At 29.4% G+C, this 25,742-nt stretch carries 23 protein-coding genes; 21 read left to right on the plus strand and 2 right to left on the minus strand.

Annotated features, from left to right (window positions below; all coding sequences use genetic code 11):
• Window positions 1-4 precede the first annotated feature (4 nt).
• Window positions 5-1,078, minus strand: coding sequence for a DKNYY domain-containing protein (locus F1564_RS04250; RefSeq protein ID WP_018450176.1), 1,074 nt, complete (start codon window positions 1,076-1,078; stop codon window positions 5-7).
• Between the two features lie 292 nt (window positions 1,079-1,370).
• Window positions 1,371-2,033, minus strand: coding sequence for a hypothetical protein (locus F1564_RS04255; RefSeq protein WP_018450175.1), 663 nt, complete (start codon window positions 2,031-2,033; stop codon window positions 1,371-1,373).
• A gap of 390 nt (window positions 2,034-2,423) precedes the next feature.
• On the opposite strand from F1564_RS04255, the gene F1564_RS04260 reads away from it, so the two are divergent.
• The 21 genes from F1564_RS04260 (at window position 2,424) to radA (ending at window position 25,734) form a co-directional block, all read left to right on the plus strand.
• On the plus strand, window positions 2,424-2,969 hold the full coding sequence (locus F1564_RS04260; protein ID WP_018450174.1) for a type II secretion system protein: 546 nt from the start codon (window positions 2,424-2,426) through the stop codon (window positions 2,967-2,969).
• A gap of 1 nt (window position 2,970) precedes the next feature.
• A complete protein-coding gene (locus F1564_RS04265; protein ID WP_018450173.1) occupies window positions 2,971-4,560 on the plus strand; it encodes a ComEC/Rec2 family competence protein in 1,590 nt (529 codons plus the stop codon).
• 106 nt (window positions 4,561-4,666) lie between these two features.
• Window positions 4,667-5,002, plus strand: coding sequence for a zinc ribbon domain-containing protein YjdM (locus F1564_RS04270; protein ID WP_018450172.1), 336 nt, complete (start codon window positions 4,667-4,669; stop codon window positions 5,000-5,002).
• A gap of 20 nt (window positions 5,003-5,022) precedes the next feature.
• Window positions 5,023-5,907 (plus strand): GTPase Era, encoded by an 885-nt coding sequence (gene era / locus F1564_RS04275; protein WP_018450171.1) that lies wholly within the window; start codon window positions 5,023-5,025, stop codon window positions 5,905-5,907.
• 189 nt (window positions 5,908-6,096) lie between these two features.
• Window positions 6,097-8,070 (plus strand): excinuclease ABC subunit UvrB, encoded by a 1,974-nt coding sequence (gene uvrB, locus F1564_RS04280; protein WP_018450170.1) that lies wholly within the window; start codon window positions 6,097-6,099, stop codon window positions 8,068-8,070.
• 426 nt (window positions 8,071-8,496) lie between these two features.
• Entirely contained in the window at window positions 8,497-8,682 is a 186-nt protein-coding gene (locus F1564_RS04285) for a hypothetical protein (protein WP_018450169.1), read from the plus strand.
• Window positions 8,683-8,785: 103 nt separating this feature from the next.
• Window positions 8,786-10,432 carry a signal peptide peptidase SppA gene (gene sppA / locus F1564_RS04290; RefSeq protein WP_018450168.1) on the plus strand — a complete coding sequence of 549 codons (1,647 nt, stop codon included), beginning with the start codon at window positions 8,786-8,788 and terminating at the stop codon, window positions 10,430-10,432.
• 22 nt (window positions 10,433-10,454) lie between these two features.
• Window positions 10,455-10,880 carry a hypothetical protein gene (locus tag F1564_RS04295; RefSeq protein ID WP_232053396.1) on the plus strand — a complete coding sequence of 142 codons (426 nt, stop codon included), beginning with the start codon at window positions 10,455-10,457 and terminating at the stop codon, window positions 10,878-10,880.
• Between the two features lie 98 nt (window positions 10,881-10,978).
• Entirely contained in the window at window positions 10,979-12,187 is a 1,209-nt protein-coding gene (locus F1564_RS04300; protein WP_018450166.1) for a Fic family protein, read from the plus strand.
• Between the two features lie 69 nt (window positions 12,188-12,256).
• The gene (locus F1564_RS04305; RefSeq protein WP_018450165.1) at window positions 12,257-12,610 is read left to right on the plus strand and encodes an arsenate reductase family protein; all 354 of its coding nucleotides are present in this window, start codon (window positions 12,257-12,259) and stop codon (window positions 12,608-12,610) included.
• 214 nt (window positions 12,611-12,824) lie between these two features.
• Complete coding sequence (gene rplS, locus F1564_RS04310; RefSeq protein ID WP_018450164.1) at window positions 12,825-13,175, plus strand: 50S ribosomal protein L19; 351 nt, start codon at window positions 12,825-12,827, stop codon at window positions 13,173-13,175.
• Window positions 13,176-13,364: 189 nt separating this feature from the next.
• Complete coding sequence (lepB, locus tag F1564_RS04315; protein WP_018450163.1) at window positions 13,365-15,041, plus strand: signal peptidase I; 1,677 nt, start codon at window positions 13,365-13,367, stop codon at window positions 15,039-15,041.
• Window positions 15,042-15,123: 82 nt separating this feature from the next.
• Window positions 15,124-15,702 (plus strand): GNAT family N-acetyltransferase, encoded by a 579-nt coding sequence (locus F1564_RS04320; protein WP_018450162.1) that lies wholly within the window; start codon window positions 15,124-15,126, stop codon window positions 15,700-15,702.
• 188 nt (window positions 15,703-15,890) lie between these two features.
• Window positions 15,891-19,412 carry a DEAD/DEAH box helicase gene (locus F1564_RS04325; RefSeq protein ID WP_018450161.1) on the plus strand — a complete coding sequence of 1,174 codons (3,522 nt, stop codon included), beginning with the start codon at window positions 15,891-15,893 and terminating at the stop codon, window positions 19,410-19,412.
• Between the two features lie 96 nt (window positions 19,413-19,508).
• Entirely contained in the window at window positions 19,509-20,384 is an 876-nt protein-coding gene (pdxS, locus tag F1564_RS04330) for a pyridoxal 5'-phosphate synthase lyase subunit PdxS (protein ID WP_018450160.1), read from the plus strand.
• Window positions 20,384-20,971, plus strand: coding sequence for a pyridoxal 5'-phosphate synthase glutaminase subunit PdxT (pdxT, locus tag F1564_RS04335; RefSeq protein ID WP_018450159.1), 588 nt, complete (start codon window positions 20,384-20,386; stop codon window positions 20,969-20,971). Before pdxS ends, pdxT begins: the two co-directional genes overlap by 1 nt.
• Before the next feature lie 139 nt (window positions 20,972-21,110).
• The gene (locus F1564_RS04340; RefSeq protein ID WP_018450158.1) at window positions 21,111-21,335 is read left to right on the plus strand and encodes an acyl carrier protein; all 225 of its coding nucleotides are present in this window, start codon (window positions 21,111-21,113) and stop codon (window positions 21,333-21,335) included.
• A gap of 244 nt (window positions 21,336-21,579) precedes the next feature.
• Window positions 21,580-22,812: a beta-ketoacyl-ACP synthase II gene (gene fabF / locus F1564_RS04345; protein WP_026231217.1), complete on the plus strand. Its 1,233-nt coding sequence runs from the start codon at window positions 21,580-21,582 to the stop codon at window positions 22,810-22,812.
• Window positions 22,813-23,105: 293 nt separating this feature from the next.
• Window positions 23,106-23,810 carry a ribonuclease III gene (gene rnc, locus F1564_RS04350; protein ID WP_018450155.1) on the plus strand — a complete coding sequence of 235 codons (705 nt, stop codon included), beginning with the start codon at window positions 23,106-23,108 and terminating at the stop codon, window positions 23,808-23,810.
• A gap of 58 nt (window positions 23,811-23,868) precedes the next feature.
• A complete protein-coding gene (coaD, locus tag F1564_RS04355; RefSeq protein ID WP_018450154.1) occupies window positions 23,869-24,360 on the plus strand; it encodes a pantetheine-phosphate adenylyltransferase in 492 nt (163 codons plus the stop codon).
• Window positions 24,361-24,375: 15 nt separating this feature from the next.
• A complete protein-coding gene (gene radA / locus F1564_RS04360) occupies window positions 24,376-25,734 on the plus strand; it encodes a DNA repair protein RadA (protein ID WP_018450153.1) in 1,359 nt (452 codons plus the stop codon).
• Window positions 25,735-25,742 lie beyond the last annotated feature (8 nt).

Genomic DNA, 25,742 nt, shown 5'->3' on the forward strand with positions numbered 1-25,742 from the left:
TCTTTTATTCTCTTTCTATTTTTATAAGATTCATATTGTCATCAATTTTATAAAACTCATTATTATATTTTATTTCATTGTCTACAATTTTAAAGTAATTTGGATTAACATTATTTAACTTTTTCCCTTGATAATAAACATTGTTTTTATCCTTTGCATATAAGTATTCAATAACTTGAAAGGTTTTGTAATCAGCATTTTCTATCTTTTTTATTTCTACATTTTCTTCATCCACATAATATACATTCTTTTCATCTTTTATATATTCATCACTTTTTTCGCCATTTTTTTCCTTCAAAAATTTAAGTGTTTTCATATCAGCTTCATTTTTAAATTTAATAAGCGTTTTTCCTTTTTTTATATCATCAGTATCGTCATAATAATAAAAATTATTTTTATCTTTATAAACCCTCATGGAAAAACTTTCAAAAGTATCCTTGTCACTCGGAAAATCCATTTTTTTAGCATATATTTTTTCATTCGAATTATTTTCATAAACAAGATAAAAATCATTCCCACTTTTAATGATATTGTCAGGAACACTGCTTAACAAAGTCCAAAACTCAAAATTATTCGGACTTACACCTTTCACTTTTTGTCCATAAAAATACAGATTATTCTTATCTTTAGCATAAAAATAGTCCAAATAAACAAACGTCTCTAAATCAACTTTTTCATCAATTTTTTCCATATCAAAATAAGCATTGTTCTTATCTTTAAAATAATAATCTCCAACTGATTTAAGCGTTTGTGTATCCACATCTTTCAATTCCTTTTTTTCATCAGCATCAAAAACCATTTTCTCATCCTTCACAAAATGACTTCCAAATATTTTAGCACTTTTAGGATCTATTTTTTCAATCTTTTCCCCTTCATAATAAATATTATTCTTATCTTTTGCAAAATCATTTTCCAATATTTCAAATGATTTTTTATCTATATTTTTTAATATTTTAGGTTTTTCTTCGCTCCATTCACGATAATAAATTTCTCCATTTCTTTTTATATATTCTGCATTTGCAAGACTTCCTACTAAAATAAATAAAATCAAAATTTTTAACAAATTTTTTCTTTTCATAATACTTGCTCCTTTTTTATTTTTAATTTTTAACAGATCTATCCGATAATTCCTTTTTTTACTTTTACAATCGCCTAAAATTTATTTTTCTAATTCCAAAACTCTAATTCATTTTCTTCCATAATTTCTTTATCTTCATTCCCGCTAATATCTAACAAAATATCATCAATTCCCAAGTTTTTTTTCAAAATAATATAAAAGATAAAAATAATATTTTATTTATCTTGCAAAAAATTTTTTAGTTTTTTATTTAATAGTCCTAAATCTCTCTAAATTTAAACAAATTTATTATTTAGTGAGTAGCAGCATAAAAAGGCATAAGTAATCTAACTCCTTCTAAAAATTTCTCAACAAGCTCATCCAAACTCTCAAATCTTTCAATCTCTTCCACATCGAACTTAACCAAAACTTTCCTAATTCCCCCATTTTTCCACTCTTTAAGAAATCTTTCTCTATTACTTTCATTCCCCTCAAATCTATCTAAAGCACAATTTTCCTTACTTTTCGCAAATTGCACAAAATAATAAAGCGGTTCATTAATTGGCACTTCCAAAACTTTATTCTGATTCTTAAGAGTATTTTCACCAATTTTTCTTTCAACAAAACTCACTTCAAGCGAAATCCCAACTTTTCTAGTTCTTTCATTTTTAAAAACTCTCAAAGCAATTCCAGATTCAGTATCGCTATCCCCATCTTGCCGCAAAAACACCCAAAGATAAGGTCTTGCAATTTGAGCCTGATTCATCCAGCTGCTAACTTTCTGCAAATGAAATCCATCCGTTTTTTCTTCCAAAGCCTTTGCAATTTCCGTAAAAACTTTTCTAGCACTTTGTCCGTTTTTTCTAAAAAGCTCCATATCTTCTTTTAAATCTCCAGCTTTTTCAGGTTTTATATATTTTTTTCTTTCATAATTTGTATATTCAATTAATGGTTTGTAATTAAATTTTTTTGTCATATTAATCATTCCTTTTCTCTATAAGATATTTTTGTTTTAACAAATTTTTTCAAAATTTTAATATTGAACGATTTTGCTATTTAATACTAAATTCCAATTTAAAAACAGAAATTCTAACAAATTTATTATTTTAACAAGGAATAGCGTAAATGTAGCTTGAGTTCAATTTTAAAACAGGTTTTCTATAAAATTATAACATATTTTTCAAAATTTCTAAAAAATTTTAATTTAAGTTTTAGATTATTTTTGATTTCAAATTTTTAATTATCAAATGTTTTATTTTTATATTAAATTAATAAAATTTTAAAAAAAAATTGATTTTTTGAAAAAATGTTGTATAATATAATTAAAAATAGTTTCAACAATTAGATTAATTTCAGGGGGAGAAAAATGAAAATAAAAGGGGATAGCAATGGGTTTACGCTTATTGAGGTTTTGTTGTACATTTCGATTATGGCGATTTTGTTTATGATGATTTCTGTGAATTTGCAGAAGCAGAGGCAAAATCAGGAGTTTGCAATTCAGAAGAGGAATATTAGCCAGTTTATTAGGAAAATTCAGCAGTATGCACAACACAATAGGAAGGAATATGTGCTGGATTTTAAGATATCCGAAAAGATGGCTTATTTTTTAGATGAAAAAAATGGGCAAAAGGATATTATTGATAAAATGGAGATTTCCAAAAACTTATCTTATATGACAAATAATTCCAATAAAAATGCTGATTTTAAGAGAAGAACTACAAATGAAGGAAATTTTGAAAGGGGATTTTCTATTTATTTGTTAGACAAAAAAGGCGAAAAAATTTATTATAGAATTTCCACAAACACAATAAATGCTGCGAAATATCCAATTATAAGCATCTACAGGGCTAAAAAGCCGATTAATCTTTCAGATGACTACTTAAAGGCTAATTTGTGGGAGGAGGAAATTTAAGATGAAAAAAATGGGCAAAATTGAGGATAATGAATTAATAGAAGAAAGCAATAAAAAAAGAGATTTTAAAAATATAAGTTTTCGTAAAATTGTGAAAAAGTCAGATAGAAAAGAAAATTTTAAAAATTATGAGAGTACAAAAATAAGTAAAAATAGTGGCAGCAATAAAACTCGAGAAAATGTAACTAAATTTGAAAATAAGGAATTTGATAAATATATTCTGGAAATGAAAAAATTGAGGGAGAAAGAGGCTAGGAAAAAGTATATAAAATCTGAACTTCTACGAAGAAAACAAAATTTACTCAAGTTTTTTAATATGAAAATTGGAATTGAGGAAGTGAAAAGAACTTGGCAATTTGGGATTTTTCTTCTATTAGGGATTTTTTTGTTTATGTTTTATCTGAATTTTGTTACTTTTAAGGAGGAACTTTCTGGAGAAAAGATATTTTATGTGAAAATTGACGGAAATCGTGGAAGTGTCTTGAAGGTTAATAATAAATATTTGAAAAATCAGGCGAGCATTGAAAATAAGAAGGGGCTTGAATATGGATTTTACCTTATGCGGTATAAAATTAGGAAGGTTATAAGTAAAAATGGAAATGTTAAAATTGATGGGAAAATTTTGGGATATAAGGAATCACGGCTGAATGGAATTCGGAAATATATCTTGAATATTTTTGATGAATTGTTTATAACTGATGAAAATTTGTATGCTTTTTCACGTGCTGCAGTTTTAGGGGAAAAAGCAGAAGTTTCTAAAGATATGAAAGACAAGTTTAAATACACAGGACTGGCTCATTTAATTGTAATTTCTGGAACTCATATAAGTCTAGTTGTGATTGGGATTGTGAAAATTTTGGATGGGCTGTCGTTGGGATACAGGTTTAAGTATTTAATGGCACTTGTGGCACTTACTTTCTATTGTGCATTAATCGGATTCTCTCCAGGGATTTTACGTGCCTATATTATGGGAGCGATGATGATTTTAGCAAGAATCCTTTTTGAAGAAGAGGAAAGTAAAAAATCTCTACTAGTATCATTTATTGTCATAATCGTGTTAAATCCCTATTCAGTTTTTGATATTTCAATGCAGCTTTCTTATGCCGCAGTTGTAGCAATAATCTTTGTAAATCCTGAATTTAAAAAATTTTATCAGGAAAAAGTTTTGGATAAAATAAAAAATGAAGTTTTAAGAAATATCGTTGATTTGATATTTTTAAGCCTGACAATCCAAATCACAAGTATTCCACTATTTTTATATTATTTTGAAAAATTGCCATTATTCTCATTTTTACTGAACATTGTAGGAATTCCAATTGGAACAGTTGTTATACAATGCCTATTTTTTGTTGTACTTTTAAATATTTTTAAATTATCATTATTCAATGGAATAGTAGTTTTTGTAACTGAAATTATTTTCAAAGCATTTGAAGGATTTATTTATGCTGGAAGTAAAATACCGCTTTTACAGCTTAATATCAATGGAAAGGCTCCTTTGTGGACAGTTTTTTTGTATTATGGAGTATTATTTTTCACAACGTTTTTTGTAATGCCTTTATTTACTGCAAAAATTAATATAAATGAAAATTAATATATAGATTATAAGTTCAAAATCAAAAATAATAAATATGTTTTCTAACTCTTCATTTCGTGATATAATAATAAATAACTATGAAAATTTGAAAGGATGATAAAATATGAGTTTACCAAAATGTCCAAAATGTGGATCGGAATATGTTTATGAGGATGGAAATATGCTAGTTTGCCCAGAATGTTTTTATGAATGGGCAGAAACTGAAGAAGAAAGCAGTGATGAAGCTGTAGTAAAAGATGCAAACGGAAATATCTTGCAAAATGGAGATAATGTTACGATTATAAAGGATTTAAAAGTAAAAGGTGCTTCATCAGATTTAAAGAGAGGGACAAAAGTTAAAAATATAAGATTAATTGATGATGGAATTCATAATATTGATTGTAAAATAGATGGTTTTGGGGCAATGAAGCTGAAATCGGAATTTGTTAAAAAAATATAAAAAATAGAATTGGAGAAAGAATGAAATCAGGATTTATAACAATCGTTGGGCGTCCAAATGTTGGGAAGTCTACGCTTATGAATAAGCTTGTGAAGGAAAAGGTTGCGATTGTGTCGGATAAGGCTGGGACAACTAGGGATCAGATAAAGGGAATTGTGAATATTAATGAAAATCAGTTTATATTTGTAGATACACCAGGGATTCACAAACCTAAGCATTTACTTGGGGAACATATGACAAATGTGGCATTGGAAGCACTTGAAAATGTGGATTTGATAATGTTTATGCTGGATGGAACACAGGAAATTTCGACTGGAGATATTTTTGTCAATGAAAATGTGAGAAGTGTGAAAACACCGATTGTTCTTGTCATTAATAAAATTGATAAAATGTCGGATGAGGAAATTGAGGAGAAGAAAAAGGAAATTCATGAAAAATTGGGAGAGTTTGATGAAATAATAACTATTACGGCGGAATATGCGATTGGGATTCATAAAATATTTGAAGTTGCTGAGAAATACTTGTCAAATGATGTGTGGTTTTATCCAGAAGATTACTATACAGATTTGCCAGTAAATAAAATCGTTGTGGAAACAGTCAGAGAAAAAATTTTACATCATACGAAAGATGAAATTCCGCATAGTGTAGCTGTGGAAATTATTAATGTGGAAACAAAGCCTACAATTAGAAAATATGATATAAATATTTATGTTGAAAGAGATAGTCAAAAAGGTATTATTATTGGAAAAGATGGGGCTATGCTTAAGAAAATTGGGATAGAGGCTAGACGTGAGATTGAGCATTTGATTGATTTGAAAGTCAATTTAAAATTGTGGGTGAAAGTTAAGAAAAAGTGGAGAAAAAACAAGAAATTTCTTGATGAAATGGGGTATAAAATAAAATAGCAACTTTAGTTATTTTTTTAATTAGACTTGCTTGGCAGTTTAATATTCTTTCTCTTTAACAAGAGGTCAAGATACCTTGTCTGACAGTAGAGAAAACAAGAAAAATTAAATTGTAGAAACCTGTATTTATTTACATTTTTTGATTTTTACAAATGACTAATACTATATAAGAAAGAAGGAAAAGTAGAGATGGATTTTAAAATACATTCAAAATTTCAGCCGACTGGAGATCAGCCTCAGGCTATCCAAAAAATTGTAGAAAACTTGGAAGATGGTATTACAGATCAGATTTTGCTTGGGGTTACGGGTTCAGGAAAGACATTTACAGTTGCGAATGTTATTGAAAAAATAAATCGTCCAGCTTTGATAATGGCACCAAACAAGACACTCGCAGCACAGCTTTACAATGAATATAAGCAGTTTTTTCCTGAAAATGCTGTTGAATATTTTGTGTCTTATTACGATTATTATCAGCCTGAAGCGTATATTATGCAAACTGATACGTATATTGAAAAAGACTCTTCAATTAATGATGAGATTGATAAATTGCGGCATGCGGCAACAGCGGCACTTTTGAACAGAAGAGATGTTATTATTGTGGCTTCGGTTTCGGCAATTTATGGATTGGGGTCGCCAGAGGCATATAAAAAGAGATCAATTCCGATTGATGTAGAGACAGGGTTTGAGAGAAATGAGCTTATAAAAAGGCTGATTTCACTTAGATATGAGAGAAATGACATTGCCTTTGAGCGTGGAAAATTCCGTGTGAAAGGGGATATTCTTGATTTACATCCGTCTTATCAGGATACAGGGTACCGTTTTGAATTTTTTGGAGATGATTTGGAAAGCATTTCAGAGATTAATACGCTTACTGGACAGAAAATTAGAAATATAAAAAGAATCACAATAATGCCCGCAACTCACTATTTGACAAATGAAGATACAAAAGTGATGTTTGAGGCAATAAAAAAGGAAATGGAAGAAAGAGTGCATTTTTTCCAGAAAGAAGGAAAATTGCTGGAAGCACAAAGAATTGAGCAAAGAACAAAGTATGATTTGGAAATGATTGAGGAAATCGGGTATTGTAAAGGAGTGGAAAACTATTCTAGGTATTTGACTGGGAAGAGTGAAGGAGAAGCACCTGATACATTAATTGACTATTTTCCAGAGGATTTAGTCGTATTTCTGGACGAGTCGCACATTTCAGTTCCACAGATAAATGGGATGTATAAGGGAGATAGGGCAAGAAAGCAGTCTTTAATTGACAATGGATTTAGGCTTCCAAGCGCTTATGATAACCGTCCGTTGAAATTTGAGGAATTTTTTGAAAAAGTTCCACAAGCTGTGTATATTTCAGCCACTCCAAGCGATTACGAGCTAGAACATTCAAATGGTGAAATTGTAGAGCAGCTTGTCCGTCCAACAGGAATTGTAGAGCCAAGTATCGACATTCGTGAAACAAAAAATCAAATTGATGATTTGATGGATGAAATAAAAACTAGAACAGCAAGAAAAGAACGTATTTTAGTTACAACTTTAACCAAAAAAATGGCAGAAGAACTGACAGATTACTATTTGGAATATGGAATAAAAGTAAAATATATGCACTCTGACATTGACACGCTAGAAAGAACAGAGATAATAAGAGGCTTGAGGAAAGGAGAATTTGATGTTCTGGTTGGAATAAACTTGCTGCGGGAAGGGCTGGATATTCCAGAAGTTTCATTAGTGGCAATTTTGGAAGCAGACAAGGAAGGATATTTGCGTTCCAGAAGATCTTTAATTCAGACAATGGGACGTGCCGCAAGAAACGTGGAAGGACATATTATCCTATATGCCGACAGAATAACAGGCTCTATGCAGGAAGCCATTGACGAAGTAAACAGACGGCGTGAAGTTCAGGAAAAATACAACTTGGAAAACAACATTAATCCAAAATCAATCGTAAGAGAAATCGCAGAGTCAATCGTAGACTATGAAATTGAAAAAGAAAATGAAGCGAACAAAGCAATCAAGCAGTATAAGAGCGAAAAAGACGTGGAAAAGGAAATTAAAAAACTTGATAAGCAGATTAAAAAACTGGCTGAGGAGCTTAATTTTGAAGAAGCAATTAAATTGAGGGATAAAATGAATGAATTGAAGAAGTTGTTAATTGAACTGTAATTTTTTATTTTTATAAGAAATACATATTTAAGAATTTTGGATTAATGATTTTTATTAATTTTTTTTTTATAAATCAAAGGGGAACAGTCGCCATCCCCTTTTATTTCGCAATATTAGTTATTTTAATTTCTTCAAATTATAATATTTTTAGATATAGGCGAAAGTGCTACGCACTAATCCCAGCTTGTCTAAGAATTTTTTTGAAATAAAAACTAAACTCGCTTTTTAATAAGAGTTTTTGCTAACTCTTTAGACGGTTGTAATTTTAATCTTTTGAAAAAGCTCAAACAGTAGTTTTTATTCCCAAAAAATCACGACATGTTTAATTTAATTGTAGTATGTAGCTTAATTAATTGATTTAAAAAAAATTTTTTGTTAAAAAAATATTTAAAATAAAGTATTGAAATTTTTGATAGGAGTAATAAATTGAATAAAAACAAAAAAATAAAATTTCCAGATTGGATGTCGTTGTTTCCGTTTTTTATTTCACAATTAGTATTGTATCCGATAGCTTTGTATACAAGGAAAGTGATAATAGAAATTAATAGTGCTAGTCCGATATTAGTATTTTTGCTTCATTTTTTTGAATTGGCAATATTTTTTCAATATTAATTTTCAATACGAAAGAATTGTTATTGTTAATAAGATGTTGTATTGCATTTGGATTGGGATTACCAGTGAAATAGTTTAAAAGTAAAAAAAAGGAGTTGATATGATGTTTATTTTGAAAATGTTGTTAGAAATAGTAATAATGATTATTTTGTGTGTAATTTTAAATTTAATTCTTGTGAAGAAGATTCTTAGAGTAAAAAATAAGAAGAAATTGCCTTTAAAAAAGGTAAAAACTGTTGTATTTGATGTGAAAAAATTAAAGGAAGATGTGGCTATGTCGGCATTAAAAGGGAAAGAGAAATTATCATATTATCAAATATTGCAAGGATTAAATAATCTTTTGGAAGATAAAAATATAAAAAAAGTGATTATTGATGTGGATAAGTTAAATTTAACACTTTCACAACTGGAAGAAGTTTCTAAAGTTTTTGATAAGATTAGGAAAAATAAGGAAGTTGTGGCAATAGGGACGCTTTTTGAGGAAAGCCGATATAGACAGGCTTTACTTGCGGATAAGATTTATATGTTTGATACAAGGCAGTCAACTATTATTTTTAGGGGATATTTGCATAAGGAATTTTATTTGAAGTCATTTCTGGAAAAGTTTGGGATAAGAATGAATGTACTTCATATTGGTGATTACAAGGTGGCTGGAGAAAAATATAGCCATAACCAAATGTCGGAAGAGAAAAAGGAATCAATTAAAAATATAAAAGATAAAGTTTTTAAAGATTTTGTGGAACTGGTAAAAAGTAAAAGAGGAACAGATATTGAAAATAAAATATTGAGCGGGAATTTGATATTTGCTGGGAAGAAAAAGGCTTTGGAATATAAATTGATTGACGGTGTTGCTGATTATGATGAGATTGGGATAAATTATAAGGAAGACACTGTTTCAATTGAAGATTACATTATAATGTCAAAAAATAAGAAGGAAAAGGCGAAAGATACAATTGCTGTGATAAATCTTGAGGGCGTTATTGATATGAAAAATCCCAACAAAAATATTACTTATGATAATGTTTGTGAAAAACTTGAGGAATTAAAAGAAATAAAGAATTTGAAAGGGCTGGTATTAAGAATAAATTCACCTGGTGGAAGTGCTTTAGTTTCTGAAAAAATATACAAGAAATTAAAAAAATTGACTGTGCCGATATATGTTTCAATGGGAGATTTGTGTGCAAGTGGAGGTTATTACATTGCTACAACTGGAAAAAAATTATTTGCAAATAACTTCACTTTGACAGGTTCAATCGGTGTTGTTATGATGTATCCTGAAGTTGCAGGAACAATAAAAAAATTGGATATTAATTTGGAAGGCTTTGGAAAAGGTGCAGGATTTGATATGTTAAATCCGTTAGAAACATTGGGTAAAGATTCAAAAGAAAAGATAATTTATAATATGAATGAAGTTTACAGCGAGTTTAAAGAACACGTAATGGCAGCTAGAGGAATGAACGAAGATGAGCTTGAGAAAATTGCGCAGGGAAGAGTGTGGCTTGGAAGCGAGGCTAAAAATATTAATTTAGTTGATGAAATCGGAACTCTTGAAGATTGTATAAAAGCAATGGCAAATGATTTGAAGCTGGACAAATATAAAGTGCAAATAGTGGAGTTAACACAAACTTTAAAAGAAACTCTGTCAGATATAAAAATGCCGTTTGTATCTGAGGAAATTAGGGAAAAGATTGAATTTTTGCAAGGGAATATGAATCAGATTCTGTATTATGAAAATGATTTTGAACTTTAAAAGTTTAAGGAGCAAAATTAAAATGAAAAATAGAATATCGAGTTTTTTATTGAAAGGATTAGTTGCTATTATTCTAATATTAGGATATGTATTAATTCAAGAGTTTTTAAATCCTCTAATGCTAACAAGAATTGCATTGATTTTTGCAATAGTAATACATCCATCTGGATATATTATTTTTGCATTAATATTAATTTTGGCTTTAATATTAATATTCTATTCAGGAATTTTGGCACAAAGAATACTTAAATATCCTAAAATTAATATACCTGTGATGATAATGATATTTACATATTTTGTTATAAAATATATTTTTTCTGATAGCAATAGTACATTTTTTGCTCCAACTGAAAAAGAAAGATATGTATTTATTATAGTGAGTCATGTATTTCTTTCGATAGGATTATTGTGGAAGAAAAAAATAAAAAAGAATAGGTATTTTTTATAAAAAAGTATTTGTAATAATTTTGAATTTATAAAAAAAATAATATATTTTTTTTCAAAAATGATATATAATGTAAAAAAATGTAAAATAGGAGTTTTTTTATGAATAATTATTCAGAATTGTCAAAATTATATTATCAGAAGGTGAATATAGAGGAGGAGTTAAGGAGAAGGCTTGAAAATCCTTGTGTATATAAAACTTCGTTGTATATTTTGCCAATTTTACGTGGGGAAAGAGTTTTAAAGGAAGTTGAATTATTTTTTTTGCCAATAAATGATATTTTGATGTTGCAAGATGAGATTATGCAAAATAGTAAGGAAATTTTGAAATTATCTGGTGAATTGCCAAAAATAGCTCAAAAATATTGTATAAGAGAAATTATGATTAATGAGATAACAAAAAGTGAAGGAATTGAAGGGGTTCATACTACAAAAAAAGATGTGTATAACAGTATGAACTCCACAAAAATAGACAGGTTATCTGGAATTATAAAAAAATACAAGCAAATTACTGAGAAAAAAATAGAAAAAATTGATTCAGCTAAGGAAATACGTAGAATATATGATGAAATTTTTGGTGAAGAAATTCTGATTAATCCTGAAAATAGATTAGACGGGAAGTTATTTAGAAAAAATTCGGTGTTTATTACAGACGGATTTAAAAATATACATTTGGGGGATTTGACAGAAGAAATAATCTTAAAACATATAGAAGATTTAATAAAATTTTCAAATAGGAAAGATATAAGTTTTTTATTTAAGGCTTGTATTGCACATTATTATTTTAAATACATTCATCCTTTTTATGATGGAAATGGAAGATGCGGAAGAATGATTTTTTCAATGTATTTAGCTAGAAAACTAGATATATTTACAGGACTTTCATTGTCATATGCCATTTTTTCGGAAAAGGAAAAATATTCAAAATTATTTTTAAACACTTCCAGTTCTAAAAACTTTGGAGAAGTGACATTTTTTATAAAAGGAATGATGGAATTTATAAAAAAAGGACAAAAAAGCATAAAGGAAATGCTGGAAAATAAAATAGAAAAATTAAACTTTTCACGTGATTATTTGGGTAATTTAGAATTAAATGATCCTGAAAAGAAAATAATGTGTATCTATATTCAAAATAATATTTTTTCTGAATTTCCTCTAAAAGATAAGGAGCTGTCAAAAATATTGGAAATAAGCAGAACTAAATTGAAAATCCATATAGAAAACTTGATTAAAAAGGGTTATTTGGTAGAAATATCTAAGAATCCAATGATTCATGTTATAGATGATGGATTGAAGGAAGTTCTTGATTGAAAAGGTCAACAGTTTATTAATCATTTAATAAAATTTGAATTTTTAAAATTTATGAAAGGAGATAAAAAAATGAACAAAGTATATTGTTATCCAAGATGTACAACTTGTAAAAAAGCTATAAAATGGTTAGATGAAAATGGCATTGAATATGAATATAAGCATATTGTGGAGGAAACTCCATCGAAGGAGGATATTAAGAGGTATTACAAGGAAAGTGGATTGCCATTAAAAAGATTTTTTAATACGAGCGGGAATGTTTATAAAGAGATGAACTTGAAGGAAAAATTAGCTGAAATGTCAGAAAATGAGCAGTTTGAGCTTCTTGCAAGCAATGGGATGGTGTTGAAAAGACCGCTTTTAGTAGGGAAGGATTTTGTGCTGGTTGGATTTAAGGAAGCTGAGTGGGCTGAAAAATTGAAATAATTCAAAAAATTTTAAAAAAGTTGAAAAAATTTTTATAATTGTATTGAAAATTAATTGAAAATATGGTAAACTTAATAAGTTATTGAATAAAGGGATATTCCGCTTTTATTGTTGCTACCAGTTCAGGAATAAAATTTATAAGCAAAAAAAGTTTTTAAATTGGTAAGGCTGGTATAGATAAAAAGAATGTCTTAAAAAGAAGGGAGTGAATTTCTTGAAAGAGAAATTAATCGAATTAGTAGAAAAAAATTACTTGAAAGCTGACGTACCTCAATTTAAAGCAGGGGATACAGTTGCTGTTCACTACAAAGTAAAAGAAGGAAACAAAGAAAGAATACAGATTTTTGAAGGTGTAGTTATTAGAGTTTCTGGTGGAAGTGTTGCTAAAAACTTCACAGTTAGAAAAGTATCGCAAGGAATTGGTGTAGAAAGAATCATTCCTTTAAATTCTCCATTAGTAGAAAAAATCGAAGTTAAGAGAATTGGTAAAGTAAGAAGATCTAAATTATACTACTTGAGAAACTTATCAGGAAAAGCTGCTAGAATTAAAGAAATTAGAAAGTAGCTTCAAGGCTAGCAAAATGCTAGCTTTTTCTTTTTTATGGCATATACTCGAACCCATTCAAAATTGAACTGTTAAAAATCACATAAACTTAGAGTTTGAGTAAAATAGTCATACTTTTGAGTTCGGTTTTAAATTAGTTTTGTTATAAAACTGAAAATTTTAAAATTTAAATTAGGAGAGGGAAAAATTATGAATATATTATTATGGGGAGCTTTCTATATTATTGCGACGCTGTTTTTGCTATATTTCTTTATTAGAGAGAAGCAAGTTATTCAGTGGATAAGAATGAAAGAGGATGAAACATTGAAAAAAGTTTCGCTTGAAAAAAGTGACAAAAATTTTATGGCTGGAAATGTACTGACAATAGTTGCATTAGTTGTTACAGCGGTATTTTTCGTGATTGTAGATAAAAGTAAGGATCCAAATATATGGATAAAGGTTTGGGGAATTTATGGAGTATTTGGTTTGAATATTGTAGTTTATGTGCTTAGAAAACAGCATGAATGGATATTTCTGCTAAATCTTATTATGTTATTTTTAGGGAAATTGATGTTTAATATTTTAGATTCAAATTTTTATATTTATTTGATAATAAATGTTGTAATTTCATTGATTCTTATTTATTTATTTAGAGATTTATCAGTGGAAAAAATTACAGAGCAGTCAATTTTGAAGGAAGCTGTACAAGGTAATAAAGAATTGGAAAAAATTGTTACAGAATCAAAAATAAAAAATGAAGATGTTTCAGAAACATTTAAAAAAGTATTTCCAAATGATAATCTTTCAGTAGAAGAAAGAATTGCAAAGGAAAAAAGAAAGAGAAGTACATTTGGAAAGGCATTGACAAGAATTGATAATGCACTGCTTGCAGTTGTTTTAGTTGCAGTTATTCAAATGTTTTATATTGGGAATTATGTTATTCCTACAGGTTCAATGGAGCCTACGATATTAGTTAAAGATAGAGTTTTTACAAATATGGTAAAATATCATTTTTCAGACCCAAAAGTAGGTCAAATAATTGCATTTAAGGAGCCAATGACCGATAAAGTGATGTATACAAAAAGAATAGTTGGAGAGCCAGGAACTACGCTTCAAATTGCAAAAGGAAAAATGACTACAAATGAATTTGAGATCGCAAATGTTGATAGTGATCCAAAATATCCAACTACAGCCAATAGTAGAAAAGAATTTAATGAAGAAATGAAGAAATATGACGAAGCTATGGATAAATTTAATTCTGAGAAAGTTAAAGCTGTTGGTGGAGCAATAATGATAAATGATAAAAAATCAGAAGTTTTAGAAAGATTGACACCGCAAAAATTTTATCTTCCTGAAGGATTACTTATGAATAATAAAATTTATATTCCTAAAAAAGGAGACAAAGTGAGATTGGATAAAGTCGTTGTAATTGATAAAGTATTTGGACAAACGACTGACGGTACTTTAATTGGGCAAGTTGACTGGGAAAGTTATTATGATGGAAAAGGTTTTAAAAATATCACAGGAAAAGAATTTTTAGAATTAATAAAGACGGATAAAAACTTTAAGGATATAATTGGAAATGATGATGAATTTACTGCTGATCCAAGAAATACATTGACAAATAAATATTACACGTTTACTTTAAAAGTGGAAGGCAGAAATGAAATGGTTATGCCAATTATGGATTTTAAATATAATGATGAATTATTTAAAAAATTATTAAATGGAGAAACTATAACGCTTGATAAAAACTATTATATGGCTATGGGAGATAATACTTCAAACAGTAAAGATACCAGATATTTTGGACTTGTGGCTGAACCTAGAATTAAAGGGGAATTGCTTGTGAGATGGTGGCCATTAAATAGAATAGGATTATTATGATATAATTTATTTGGTGACTTGTTTCTTGCTATAAAATTATAATTATTTTTATAATTAAATTAATTAAAAAATGGAGAATAAAATGGAAAATATTATTGATGAATTGGTAAAGATTCATAATGAAAACTTTAAAAATAAAGTTGGGGATAAGTATTTTTCTGAGATGATGTTAGGTGAGCAGTATGAGATATACTGCTTATTTAATTTTATGGGAGAAAATATCTTTGTGAAAAAATTAAAAGATGAGAGTAGAAAAGAAGATGAAAATTTTGGAAAAAAGCAAAAAGAAAAAACAAATTTTGATAAAAATGAGAAAAATAAGAAAAATGTGTTGGGATATGTTGTGTTTTATGGTACAATAGAGAGCACGGATATTTTTGAGTTAGCAATAGAAAAAAAATATCAAGGGCGAGGTTTTGGTGAAATACTGATGACTGAAAGTATGGGAAAATTAAGTGAAGATAGGAAAAATTTGAAAGAAAATGATCTTTCGGAAAAAGAAAAAACAGGTTTTTCTGAAAATAAATTTTTACTGGAGGTTAATGAGAAAAACGTAAAGGCACTAAAACTTTATAAAAAAATTGGGTTTGAGGAAATTTCCATAAGGAAAAATTACTATGGAAAAGATGAGAATGCAGTAATAATGATAAAATATTATTAAGTTTGAGTATATAAATAAAATAGGCAATTGTAAAAGTAATGAAATATTGAATAACAGCAGTATTTATAACTATAAAGGATTTTGACGACTCATCAGGAAGTGGAAAAAATAAGAAAAATAAAATTGCATAAATGTTGTATTTTTTAGATTTTTACAAATGATTATATAAATAAAAGTAAGGGAGAAAGATGGAACAAAAGAGTATTTCGTTAGAATTAAAAAAACAAATTACACCGAGTATTTTTGTAATTGGGCAGGAATATTATAATGAAAGTTTGGGAAATATAACTGCACTTTTTGCTGACGGGAATTTTATGACAGTGGAAGGGGAGTATAAGGAAAACAGTTTGTGCAAAACTTCTATTACAGTTGAGCAGAGAAAGGGTAAATTTATAGAGGCAAATTGCGACTGCATGTTTTTTAAAAATAATAAAAAAAATTGTTGTAAACATATTGTGACATTGGGAATGATGGCTGATCATTCAGAAAAAATTTCAAAAGTTATTGGGACTGGTGAAATTGAAATGATGTTTGAGGATGATTTTGAAGAAGATAATAAAAAACTGGCTCAAATTAAGGAAGAGCGGAAAAAAGAAAAAGAAAAGGCTGTGAAGAATGCTAAAAGGAAAGAAACTGAAGACAATGGAAAAAATAAATCACGTCAGAGAATTAAACTTAGGGAAGAAAAATTTAATGCGATGAATTCTGGTAAATCAGAAAGTATTTCTGTGGAAGCATATAATATTGACAATGAAAATCTGAAAAATATTAATTTAAAAAATAAAAATGCAGTTGAATTTGAATTTTTTGAAGAAAATGGAGAAAAGGCTGGAAATGCTGAGTTTATAGAGAAAAATGGAATAGTTGAGTTTCAAGCGGTGGAAAATAATGGGGAAATATTAGAAAATATTTCTGAAAAGATTAACAAAATTTATAATCTTCATCTGGAAAGTGAAAATATAGATTATGAGGAAAAGCAGGAAATGCGACTGGAAGTGGAAATTGATGAAGGAAGTTACAGCGATTATAAATACGGGTATGACTATAATCAGGAAAATAATGTGCCAGATTATATTTTACGGATAAAAACAGGATTTAAGAAAATATATTATGTAAAGGATATTTTGAAATTTATTGAAGCTGTCATAAAGGAAAGAGAGTATGAAATTACCTCTAAAATTACGTACAGTCCTAAAAACTGTTTTTTCAATGAAACTAATCAGAAAATAATCAATGCAATTTATGAATACAGTAAAGAGATTCAAAGTGTAATAAATAGTGGAATTAAAGATAAAAAAGGTCTAAAAGTCTATGAAATGCTTTTAAATAAACTGCTTACGGCTATGGAAAAGGGGAAAAACTTAGTTTTATTGGGGGAAACTAAACAGATAATGAATAGTTATGAACCTTTGTTTGTTATGGAAAATGGTAGAATTACAATAAGAAATATTGAAAAAATCTCTGAAAATAGTCCATTTTATACATTTGCAAATGATACAACGAAAGTCTTTAAAATGGATAAAAATGAAGAAAGATTTTTTGAGAAATTTGATTTATTAGATACAGAGCTGTTTAATCAGCTTTCAGATGAGGATAATAGAAAACTATGTGCGGTTTTAAGTTATGAAAATATTAATGTTGCAGAATATATCGAGGAAGATGGAAATATTGATATATTTGTGTCGGAAACTGATGAAAAGGAAGTTGTGAAGGTAAATTTATCAAATACTGTCTGTGCGGCAGAAAAAAATGGGAAATATTTTATTCCTAGAAAAAATGCGAAAATACTTGAAGAATTGAAAAAGCTTGTCGAAGGTTATTCTATTACAAATGTGGAATTAATTGAAGGTACTTATAATGTGAATTATGAAGGACTGGGGAAAATTTCAGAGTATATTGATAAAAAATATGCGGATAAAGTAAAAATTCATTTGGAAAATAAAATAAAAAATGCACGAAATATTGATGTCCATATTGGAATAAAAAAAGTTGAAAATAATTTTTTGAATGTCAGTTTTGATATTGAAGGAATAAAGGCTGAAGATGTGGAAATTGTGATGGAAGCTATAAAAAATGAACAAAAGTATATAACTCTTTCAAGTGGGGAATTGGTAAAAATTGCCAATAAAAGTATTGAAGAATTAGTTGGAATTGTAGATTCCATTTCTAATTTGAAGGTTGGAGAAAATAAAATTTCTAAAATAAAAGCTCTTCAGCTTGCACAAATTTCTAAAAATATTCAGGAAGATCTTGTAAAAATAGATGAATTTAAAGATTTATTTCATAAAATAAAAAATCGTGAAGAAATTGAACCTAATAATATAAAGGTAAATTTATTTCCGTATCAAAAGTTAGGATTTAACTGGCTGAAAAATATGTATGACATTGGGTTTGGAGGGATTCTTGCGGATGATATGGGACTTGGTAAGACTTTACAGACAATTTCACTGTTAAATGAAATTTATCAGGAAAATAGAAATTTTTCGGCATTAATTATTGTGCCAAGTTCATTGCTTTATAATTGGAAGGAAGAAATTATTAAGTTTACTGGAATAACTCCAGTTTTAGTTGAAGGAACGGCAGCCCAAAGAAGGAAAATTATTTCAAAAGGGTCGAAGGGATTCCTTATAACAACTTATCAGGCTTTGAGAAATGATATTGAAGAATATAAAAATAGGGAATTTGATGTGGTGGTTCTGGATGAGGCTCAAAATATAAAAACAACAACCTCTCAAATAAAGAAGGCTGTTATGAAAATTAACAGTAAAGTAAATTTTGCATTGACAGGAACACCAGTCGAAAATAATATTTTAGAATTGTGGTCAATTTTTGACTTTGTAATACCTGGTTACCTCGATAATTTGACAAAATTTAAGAAAACTTATAAGGAAGCCATTGTAAATCCAAATTCTTCTAAAATAAATAATTTACGTGAAATTATTGCTCCATTTCTGCTAAGAAGAACAAAGAAGGAAGTACTAACTGAATTACCTGATAAAATTGAATCTAATATGGTTGTAACGTTAAGTACAGAGCAAAAACAATTATATATGTCTTATATTAAGCAGGCTAAGAGTGAAATGAAGAAATTTAACGAAAATGATAATAATCGAATGAAAATACTTGCAATTTTGACAAAACTGCGTCAAATTTGTAATTCTCCAACTTTATTTAAGGAGGACTATAAGGGGGAAGTAGCAAAACTGGAAGTGTTACGTGATATTTTGCCAGATATAACTGAAAATGGGCATAGGTTATTGATATTTTCACAGTTTGTCGGTACTTTGAAGGAAATTGAGAAGGAACTTGCAGATATGGGAATTGAGTATTTTTATATTGATGGAAATGTGAAATCTAAAGAAAGAGTTGATATTTGTAATAAATTTAATGCTGGAGAGCGGCAAGCGGTGCTAATTTCGTTAAAGGCAGGTGGAACTGGACTAAATCTTGTCGGGGCAGATGTCGTGATACATTATGATCCTTGGTGGAATATTGCTGTAGAAAATCAAGCGAGTGACAGGGCGTATAGAATTGGACAGAAAAAAAGTGTGCAGGTTATAAAACTTGTGACAGAAGGTACGATTGAAGAAAAAATTATAAAAATTCAGGAAAGTAAACGTCAATTGAGTGAAAATCTGTTGGAAAACAAAGATGGGGAAAAAGTACTATTTGAGATGAGTGATAAGGAATTAATGGAACTTTTAAGTTAAATTTGTATCTGAAAATTTATATTTGTAAAATTTTTAAAATAGGAGTATAATGAGTATGTGAAAAAAATCTTCTTAATGATGAAAGGATAGAATTTTATGAAAAATGAAAGATATGAATTAAACAAAAATTTGGCACAAATGTTAAAAGGTGGAGTTATAATGGACGTTTCCACTCCTGAACAGGCAAAAATAGCTGAAGCAGCCGGAGCAGCTGCGGTTATGGCACTTGAAAGAATTCCAGCTGATATTAGAGCTGTGGGAGGAGTTTCAAGAATGAGCGACCCTAAAATGATTAAAAGTATACAGGAAGTTGTATCAATTCCTGTAATGGCAAAAGTTAGAATCGGTCATTTTGTGGAAGCGCAAATTTTGGAAGCGATAGAAATTGATTATATAGATGAAAGTGAAGTTTTATCGCCTGCTGATGATAAATTTCATGTAGATAAGAAAAAATTTAAAGTTCCTTTTGTATGTGGGGCAAAAGATCTAGGAGAAGCTCTTAGAAGAATAGCTGAGGGGGCTTCAATGATAAGAACTAAAGGTGAACCAGGAACTGGAGATGTCGTGCAGGCGGTAAGACATATAAGAATGATGAATCAGGAAATAAGAAGAATACAGAATATGCGGGAAGACGAGCTTTATTTCACTGCCAAGGAATTGCAAGTCCCTTTTGATTTAGTAAAATATGTTCACGAAAATGGTAAATTACCAGTAGTGAATTTTGCAGCAGGTGGAGTTGCTACCCCTGCAGATGCTGCTTTAATGATGCAGCTTGGAGCCGAAGGGGTATTTGTCGGATCAGGAATATTCAAATCTGGTGATCCTGCAAAAAGAGCTCAGGCGATAGTTAAAGCTGTTACTAACTACAACGATCCAAAAGTGTTAGCTGAAATCTCTGAAGATTTGGGGGAAGCTATGGTTGGAATCAATGAAAATGAAATCAAAATACTTATGGCTGAAAGAGGTAAGTAATGAAAATTGGCGTATTGGCTTTACAGGGAGCTTTTGCAGAGCATATAAAAATGCTTGAAAAACTTGGGATAGAATCATTTGAGATAAGAAAAAAATCTGATTTAAGTAATGCGGTTAATAATAATGATGTTGATGGATTGATTATTCCAGGCGGAGAAAGTACAGTTATTGGGAAGCTGCTTTATGATCTTGATTTATTTGATGACATAAAAAAACTTATTTTGAAAGGACTGCCTGTATTTGGTACTTGTGCAGGTTTAATCCTTTTGGCAAAGGAAATTGAAAATGATAACCGGACTTATTTAGGAGCGATGGATATAAAAGTTAGAAGAAATGCCTATGGAAGACAGCTTGGAAGTTTTTTTACTGAAAGTGAATTTAAAGGGCTTGGAGTTATTCCTATGACATTTATTCGAGCACCGTATATTTCAAGTGTGGGAAAAAAAGTTGAGATTCTTTCGGAAGTTGATGGAAATATTGTCGCAGCAAAGAAAAATAATATTCTTGTGACTTCGTATCATCCCGAGTTAAATGATGATCTTAAAGTACATGAGTTTTTCATTGAAATGTGTAAAAAAGCTAAATAAAATTAAAAAAATGGCATAATAATGTATATACAAATAAAAAAAGTTTAAATAATATTTAAATATCAATGAATTTTTGTTGCATTTTTTAAATTCATTTGATATAATAATTTTAGAAAATAAATATGGAGGTGGCATTATAATGCTAGATAAAATTAAATCAATAGTTGTAGATCAATTAGGTGTAGATGAGGATCAAGTAACTGAAGATGCATCTTTTGTTGATGATTTAGGAGCTGATTCATTGGATACAGTTGAATTAATCATGGCTTTTGAAGAAGAATTTGATATTGAAATTCCTGATGAAGATGCACAAAAAATTAAAACTGTTAAAGATGTAATGGAATACATCGAAGCTAAACAATAAGATATAAAACTTTTTGGGGGTTCTTCCCCCTTTTTTATTGAAAAAAAAATGAAAAAATGTTAAAATAAATTTATTGTTACAAAATTGGATTGATTAAAATAAATTTAGTATTAGGAATTAATACTAAACTCCATTTAAAATGCAGAAATCATATTTTGATAAGAAGAATTCATAATAAATTCACTATTTAAATGGGAGGAAATATAAATTTAATTATAAAAAAATAAAAATGAGAGGTGTATTAATGAGAAGAGTAGTTATTACAGGGATAGGATTAGTAACTCCATTGGGGACTGGAAAAGATAAGGCCTGGAAAAATTTATTGGCAGGAGAATGTGGAATTGATAAAATTACTCAATTTGACAGTTCAGAGCATTCAGTTCATATAGCTGCAGAAGTAAAGGATTTTGTACCTGAAAATTATATTGAGAAAAAAGAATTAAAAAAAATAGCTAGATTTTCACAATTTGCAATTGCAGCTTCAAAAGAAGCATTAAAGGATGCAGAATTTGAGATTACTGATGAAAATGCAGATAGAATTGGAGTAATTATTGGTTCTGGAATTGGTGGACTGGATGTAATTGAACAGGAAGTTGAAAAACTTGTTACAAAAGGGCCAAGAAGAGTGTCACCCTTTTATATTCCGGCAGCAATCCTAAATATGGCTTCTGGAAATACTTCAATCTATATTGGAGCGAAAGGACCTAATAAAACAGTCGTTACAGCATGTGCTTCAGGAACAAATTCTATTGGAGATGCTTTTCAGGCAATTTTATTAGGAAAAGCTGATGCAATGATTGCTGGAGGAACAGAAGCTACAGTAACTCCGTCAGGAATAGCAGGATTTGCAAACTTAAAGGCATTGTCAACTAATCCTGATCCTAAGAAGGCATCACGGCCATTCACAGCTGATAGAGATGGATTTGTACTTGGAGAAGGTGCTGGAGTGTTAATGCTTGAAGAATTAGAACATGCTAAAAAACGTGGAGCGAAAATTTATGCAGAAGTTGTAGGATATGGAGAAACTGGGGATGCTTATCATATGACAGCTCCAGCTGATGGTGGAGAAGGCGCTGCAAGAGCATTTAGAATGGCTTTGGAGCAAGGAAATATAAGACCTGAAGAAGTTGGATACATCAATGCGCATGGAACTTCTACGCCTGCAAATGATAAAAATGAAACTCAAGCAATAAAAACAGCATTTGGAGAACATGCATACAAACTTGCTGTAAGTTCTACAAAAGGTGCGACTGGACATTTGCTAGGTGGAGCAGGAGGAATTGAAGCTGGATTCTTAGCGCTTGCGATTTCAGAAGGAATTATGCCGCCAACTATAAATTATGAAAATCCTGATCCATTATGTGACTTGGATTATGTGCCAAATAAACCTGTAAAAAGGGATATTGAAGTAGGAATGTCAAGTTCACTTGGATTTGGTGGGCATAATGCAGTGCTGGCATTTAGAAAATACAAATAAAAAGAATTAATGGATTTATTAAAAACTCAATATGTATTTAATTGTAATAAAGCAGATGTTATAAAGCAAGGGGTTTTAACCCCTTGTAGAAAAAAAAATAGGTTATTACTAAAATTATGTTTTATTAGATATAGGTTTTTTATTTCTTTGTTAAAAAAAATTATAGTTAAAGGAATAACAAAAAATAAATTAGGTGGAATTTAAGAATAAAATATTAAAATAAATAACTGTAAAAATTATAATGGTTTTTTTATTTATCGTTAGAAATTAATAAAAATATGGAGGTGAGATAAATGGAAAATAATGGAAATAGAAATGTAAATGAATTGATAAAAAAAATAGGGTATGAGTTTAAAAATGAAAAATATTTGCATGAAGCATTGACGCATAGATCGTATGCTAATGAAATCGAAAAAGATAGAAGATTCAATAATGAGAAGCTGGAATTTTTGGGAGATGCAATTTTAAACCTTATAACGACTGAATATATTTATGATCTTTATGAGAAGAAGACCGAAGGGGAGCTTGCAAAACTGAAAAGTCAAATTATAAGTGAACCTGTGTTTTCAACTATTGCAAGTGAGCTTGAACTAGGAGAATATTTGTATTTGAGTAACGGGGAAGTTATGTCTGGCGGAAGACATAGGAGATCTATTTTGGGAGATGCTTTTGAGGCATTGATTGGTGCGATTTTTAAAGATTCAGATTATTATACTGCAAAAAATATTGCATTGAAATTTTTACTTGGAAAAATAAATAAATTGGAAGAAATAGAAGGAACAGGTGACTATAAGACAGTTCTGCAGGAATTTGTACAAGGGAAATACAGAAAAATGCCCGAATATAATTTAATTAAAACTAGCGGTCCTGATCACGATAAAGTTTTTGAAATGTCTGTAAGCTGGAATAACACAGTTCATGGAATAGGAATTGGGAAGAGTAAAAAGGAAGCTGAAAAACATGCAGCAAAGGAAGCTCTTTCAAAATTAAAAAAATAGAAAAGTAAGAATAAAATGCAATAGTGAAAAAATAAAAAAATAAAAACGGGAGAACAAGATGGGGAAAATAGCATTGTATCCAGGGAGTTTTGATCCAATAACAAGAGGTCATATTGATATTATAAAGCGTTCTTCAAACTTATTTGACAAGTTAATAATAGGTATTTTTAAAAATTCTACAAAATCAAAAGCCTGGTTTTCTGATGAGGAAAAAGTTGAGATGATACAGGAAATATTAAAAAAAGAAGGTATAGAAGCTGAAATAAAGATTTTTAATGGATTATTAGTTGACTTTATGTATAAAGAAAATGTGAATATTTTGATAAGAGGCTTACGTGCATTGTCAGATTATGAATATGAGCTGCAGTTTACACTTACAAATAAGACGCTTGCTAAAAGTGAATTTGAAACAGTATTTTTGACTGCTTCAAGGGAATATTTGTATTTAAGTTCTAGCCTTGTAAAGGAAGTTGCTTTAAATAAAGGGGATCTGAGTTTTTTTGTAACTGAAAATGTAGAACGTAGATTAATTGATAAAGTTAAAAAATAAAAGGGGAATCTAGAAATGGCTGCAAAAAAGGGAAAATCTAAATATATATGTTCAGAATGCGGTTACAGTTCGTTAAAATGGCTGGGAAAATGTCCAAATTGTGATGCTTGGGGAACATTTGAAGAGGAAATTGATATAAAAAGAACCTTTAAGGATGTGGAATCACAAGATGTTTCAATTAGCAAAATAACAGAGATTGAAATAGAAAAGGAATTTCGGATGGTAACGCCTTTTGAGGAATTTGACAGAGTGCTGGGAGGCGGTCTGATAAAGGGAGAAGTTGTGCTTATTACAGGAAGTCCTGGAATTGGAAAATCAACTTTTCTGCTTCAGCTGTCGCAGGAATATGCGAAGATTGGAAATGTATTTTATGTTTCTGGGGAAGAATCGCCACGGCAAATAAAACAGCGTGCAGAACGTGTCAATGTAAAAAGTGAAAATTTGTATATTTTAAATGATACAAATATTGAAAAAATTGAAAGTGTAATTTTAAAGGATAAGCCAAAAGTTGTTGTAGTTGACTCAATTCAGACACTTTATTCTGAAAATGTGAATTCCATTCCCGGAAGCGTAACACAAATTCGGGAAACAACTTTAAAAATCATTGAAATTGCTAAAAAAAATGAAATCGCATTTTATATTGTCGGACATGTTACAAAAGATGGAAAATTGGCAGGGCCGAAATTGCTGGAACATATGGTTGACGCAGTTTTGCAAATTGAAGGTGAAGAAAATAGCTATTACAGGATTATCCGCTCGATAAAGAACCGTTATGGCTCTACAAATGAAATTTCAATTTTTGATATGAAGGAAAATGGAATTAGTGAAGTGAAAAATCCGTCTGAATTTTTCATAAGTGATAGAGATGAAAAAAATATTGGAAGTATTATTGTGCCAATTTTTGAAGGAAGTCGTGTATTTTTATTTGAAGTGCAGTCGTTATTGGGAACACCGAATTTTGGAATGCCGAGAAGAACGGTGGAGGGATATGATAAAACTCGTGTGGAAATATTAAGTGCTGTTTTGTCACGTTCTTTAGAAGTAGATGTAAATTCAAAGGATATTTATATAAATATTCCGGGAGGAATTGACTTAAATGACAGGAGTTCTGATTTAGCAGTAATTTTTTCACTTTTATCTTCAGTAAAAGGTGTGCCGATAAGTCAGAAAATAGCAGCTATTGGCGAATTGGGATTACGAGGAGAAGTGAGAAAAGTGTCCTTTATCAAAAATAGGGTAAATGAGCTGGAAAAAATGGGATTTGCAGGGGTATACCTTCCAAAAAGCCATCAGGCTGATTTTGAGAAAGAAAAAACAAAAATAAAACTGAATTATATAAGTAATATAAGTGAACTTGTCGAGAGGATAAGATAAGCCATCAG

The organism is Leptotrichia shahii (genome assembly GCF_008327825.1).
GTDB classification, from domain to species: domain Bacteria; phylum Fusobacteriota; class Fusobacteriia; order Fusobacteriales; family Leptotrichiaceae; genus Leptotrichia; species Leptotrichia shahii.

Bases quoted from the DNA above. Each gene is read 5' to 3' on its own strand.
- F1564_RS04255 (WP_018450175.1), bottom strand. From the start codon at position 2,033: ATGACAAAAAAATTTAATTACAAACCATTAATTGAATATACAAATTAT.
- F1564_RS04260 (WP_018450174.1), top strand. From the start codon at position 2,424: ATGAAAATAAAAGGGGATAGCAATGGGTTTACGCTTATTGAGGTTTTG.
- radA (WP_018450153.1), top strand. From the start codon at position 24,376: ATGGCTGCAAAAAAGGGAAAATCTAAATATATATGTTCAGAATGCGGT.
- F1564_RS04325 (WP_018450161.1), top strand. From the start codon at position 15,891: ATGGAACAAAAGAGTATTTCGTTAGAATTAAAAAAACAAATTACACCG.
- pdxT (WP_018450159.1), top strand. From the start codon at position 20,384: ATGAAAATTGGCGTATTGGCTTTACAGGGAGCTTTTGCAGAGCATATA.
- F1564_RS04265 (WP_018450173.1), top strand. From the start codon at position 2,971: ATGAAAAAAATGGGCAAAATTGAGGATAATGAATTAATAGAAGAAAGC.
- sppA (WP_018450168.1), top strand. From the start codon at position 8,786: ATGTTTATTTTGAAAATGTTGTTAGAAATAGTAATAATGATTATTTTG.
- F1564_RS04340 (WP_018450158.1), top strand. From the start codon at position 21,111: ATGCTAGATAAAATTAAATCAATAGTTGTAGATCAATTAGGTGTAGAT.
- era (WP_018450171.1), top strand. From the start codon at position 5,023: ATGAAATCAGGATTTATAACAATCGTTGGGCGTCCAAATGTTGGGAAG.
- F1564_RS04305 (WP_018450165.1), top strand. From the start codon at position 12,257: ATGAACAAAGTATATTGTTATCCAAGATGTACAACTTGTAAAAAAGCT.
- uvrB (WP_018450170.1), top strand. From the start codon at position 6,097: ATGGATTTTAAAATACATTCAAAATTTCAGCCGACTGGAGATCAGCCT.
- rnc (WP_018450155.1), top strand. From the start codon at position 23,106: ATGGAAAATAATGGAAATAGAAATGTAAATGAATTGATAAAAAAAATA.
- F1564_RS04250 (WP_018450176.1), bottom strand. From the start codon at position 1,078: ATGAAAAGAAAAAATTTGTTAAAAATTTTGATTTTATTTATTTTAGTA.
- lepB (WP_018450163.1), top strand. From the start codon at position 13,365: ATGAATATATTATTATGGGGAGCTTTCTATATTATTGCGACGCTGTTT.
- F1564_RS04300 (WP_018450166.1), top strand. From the start codon at position 10,979: ATGAATAATTATTCAGAATTGTCAAAATTATATTATCAGAAGGTGAAT.
- coaD (WP_018450154.1), top strand. From the start codon at position 23,869: ATGGGGAAAATAGCATTGTATCCAGGGAGTTTTGATCCAATAACAAGA.
- fabF (WP_026231217.1), top strand. From the start codon at position 21,580: ATGAGAAGAGTAGTTATTACAGGGATAGGATTAGTAACTCCATTGGGG.
- F1564_RS04320 (WP_018450162.1), top strand. From the start codon at position 15,124: ATGGAAAATATTATTGATGAATTGGTAAAGATTCATAATGAAAACTTT.
- F1564_RS04295 (WP_232053396.1), top strand. From the start codon at position 10,455: ATGAAAAATAGAATATCGAGTTTTTTATTGAAAGGATTAGTTGCTATT.
- F1564_RS04270 (WP_018450172.1), top strand. From the start codon at position 4,667: ATGAGTTTACCAAAATGTCCAAAATGTGGATCGGAATATGTTTATGAG.
- pdxS (WP_018450160.1), top strand. From the start codon at position 19,509: ATGAAAAATGAAAGATATGAATTAAACAAAAATTTGGCACAAATGTTA.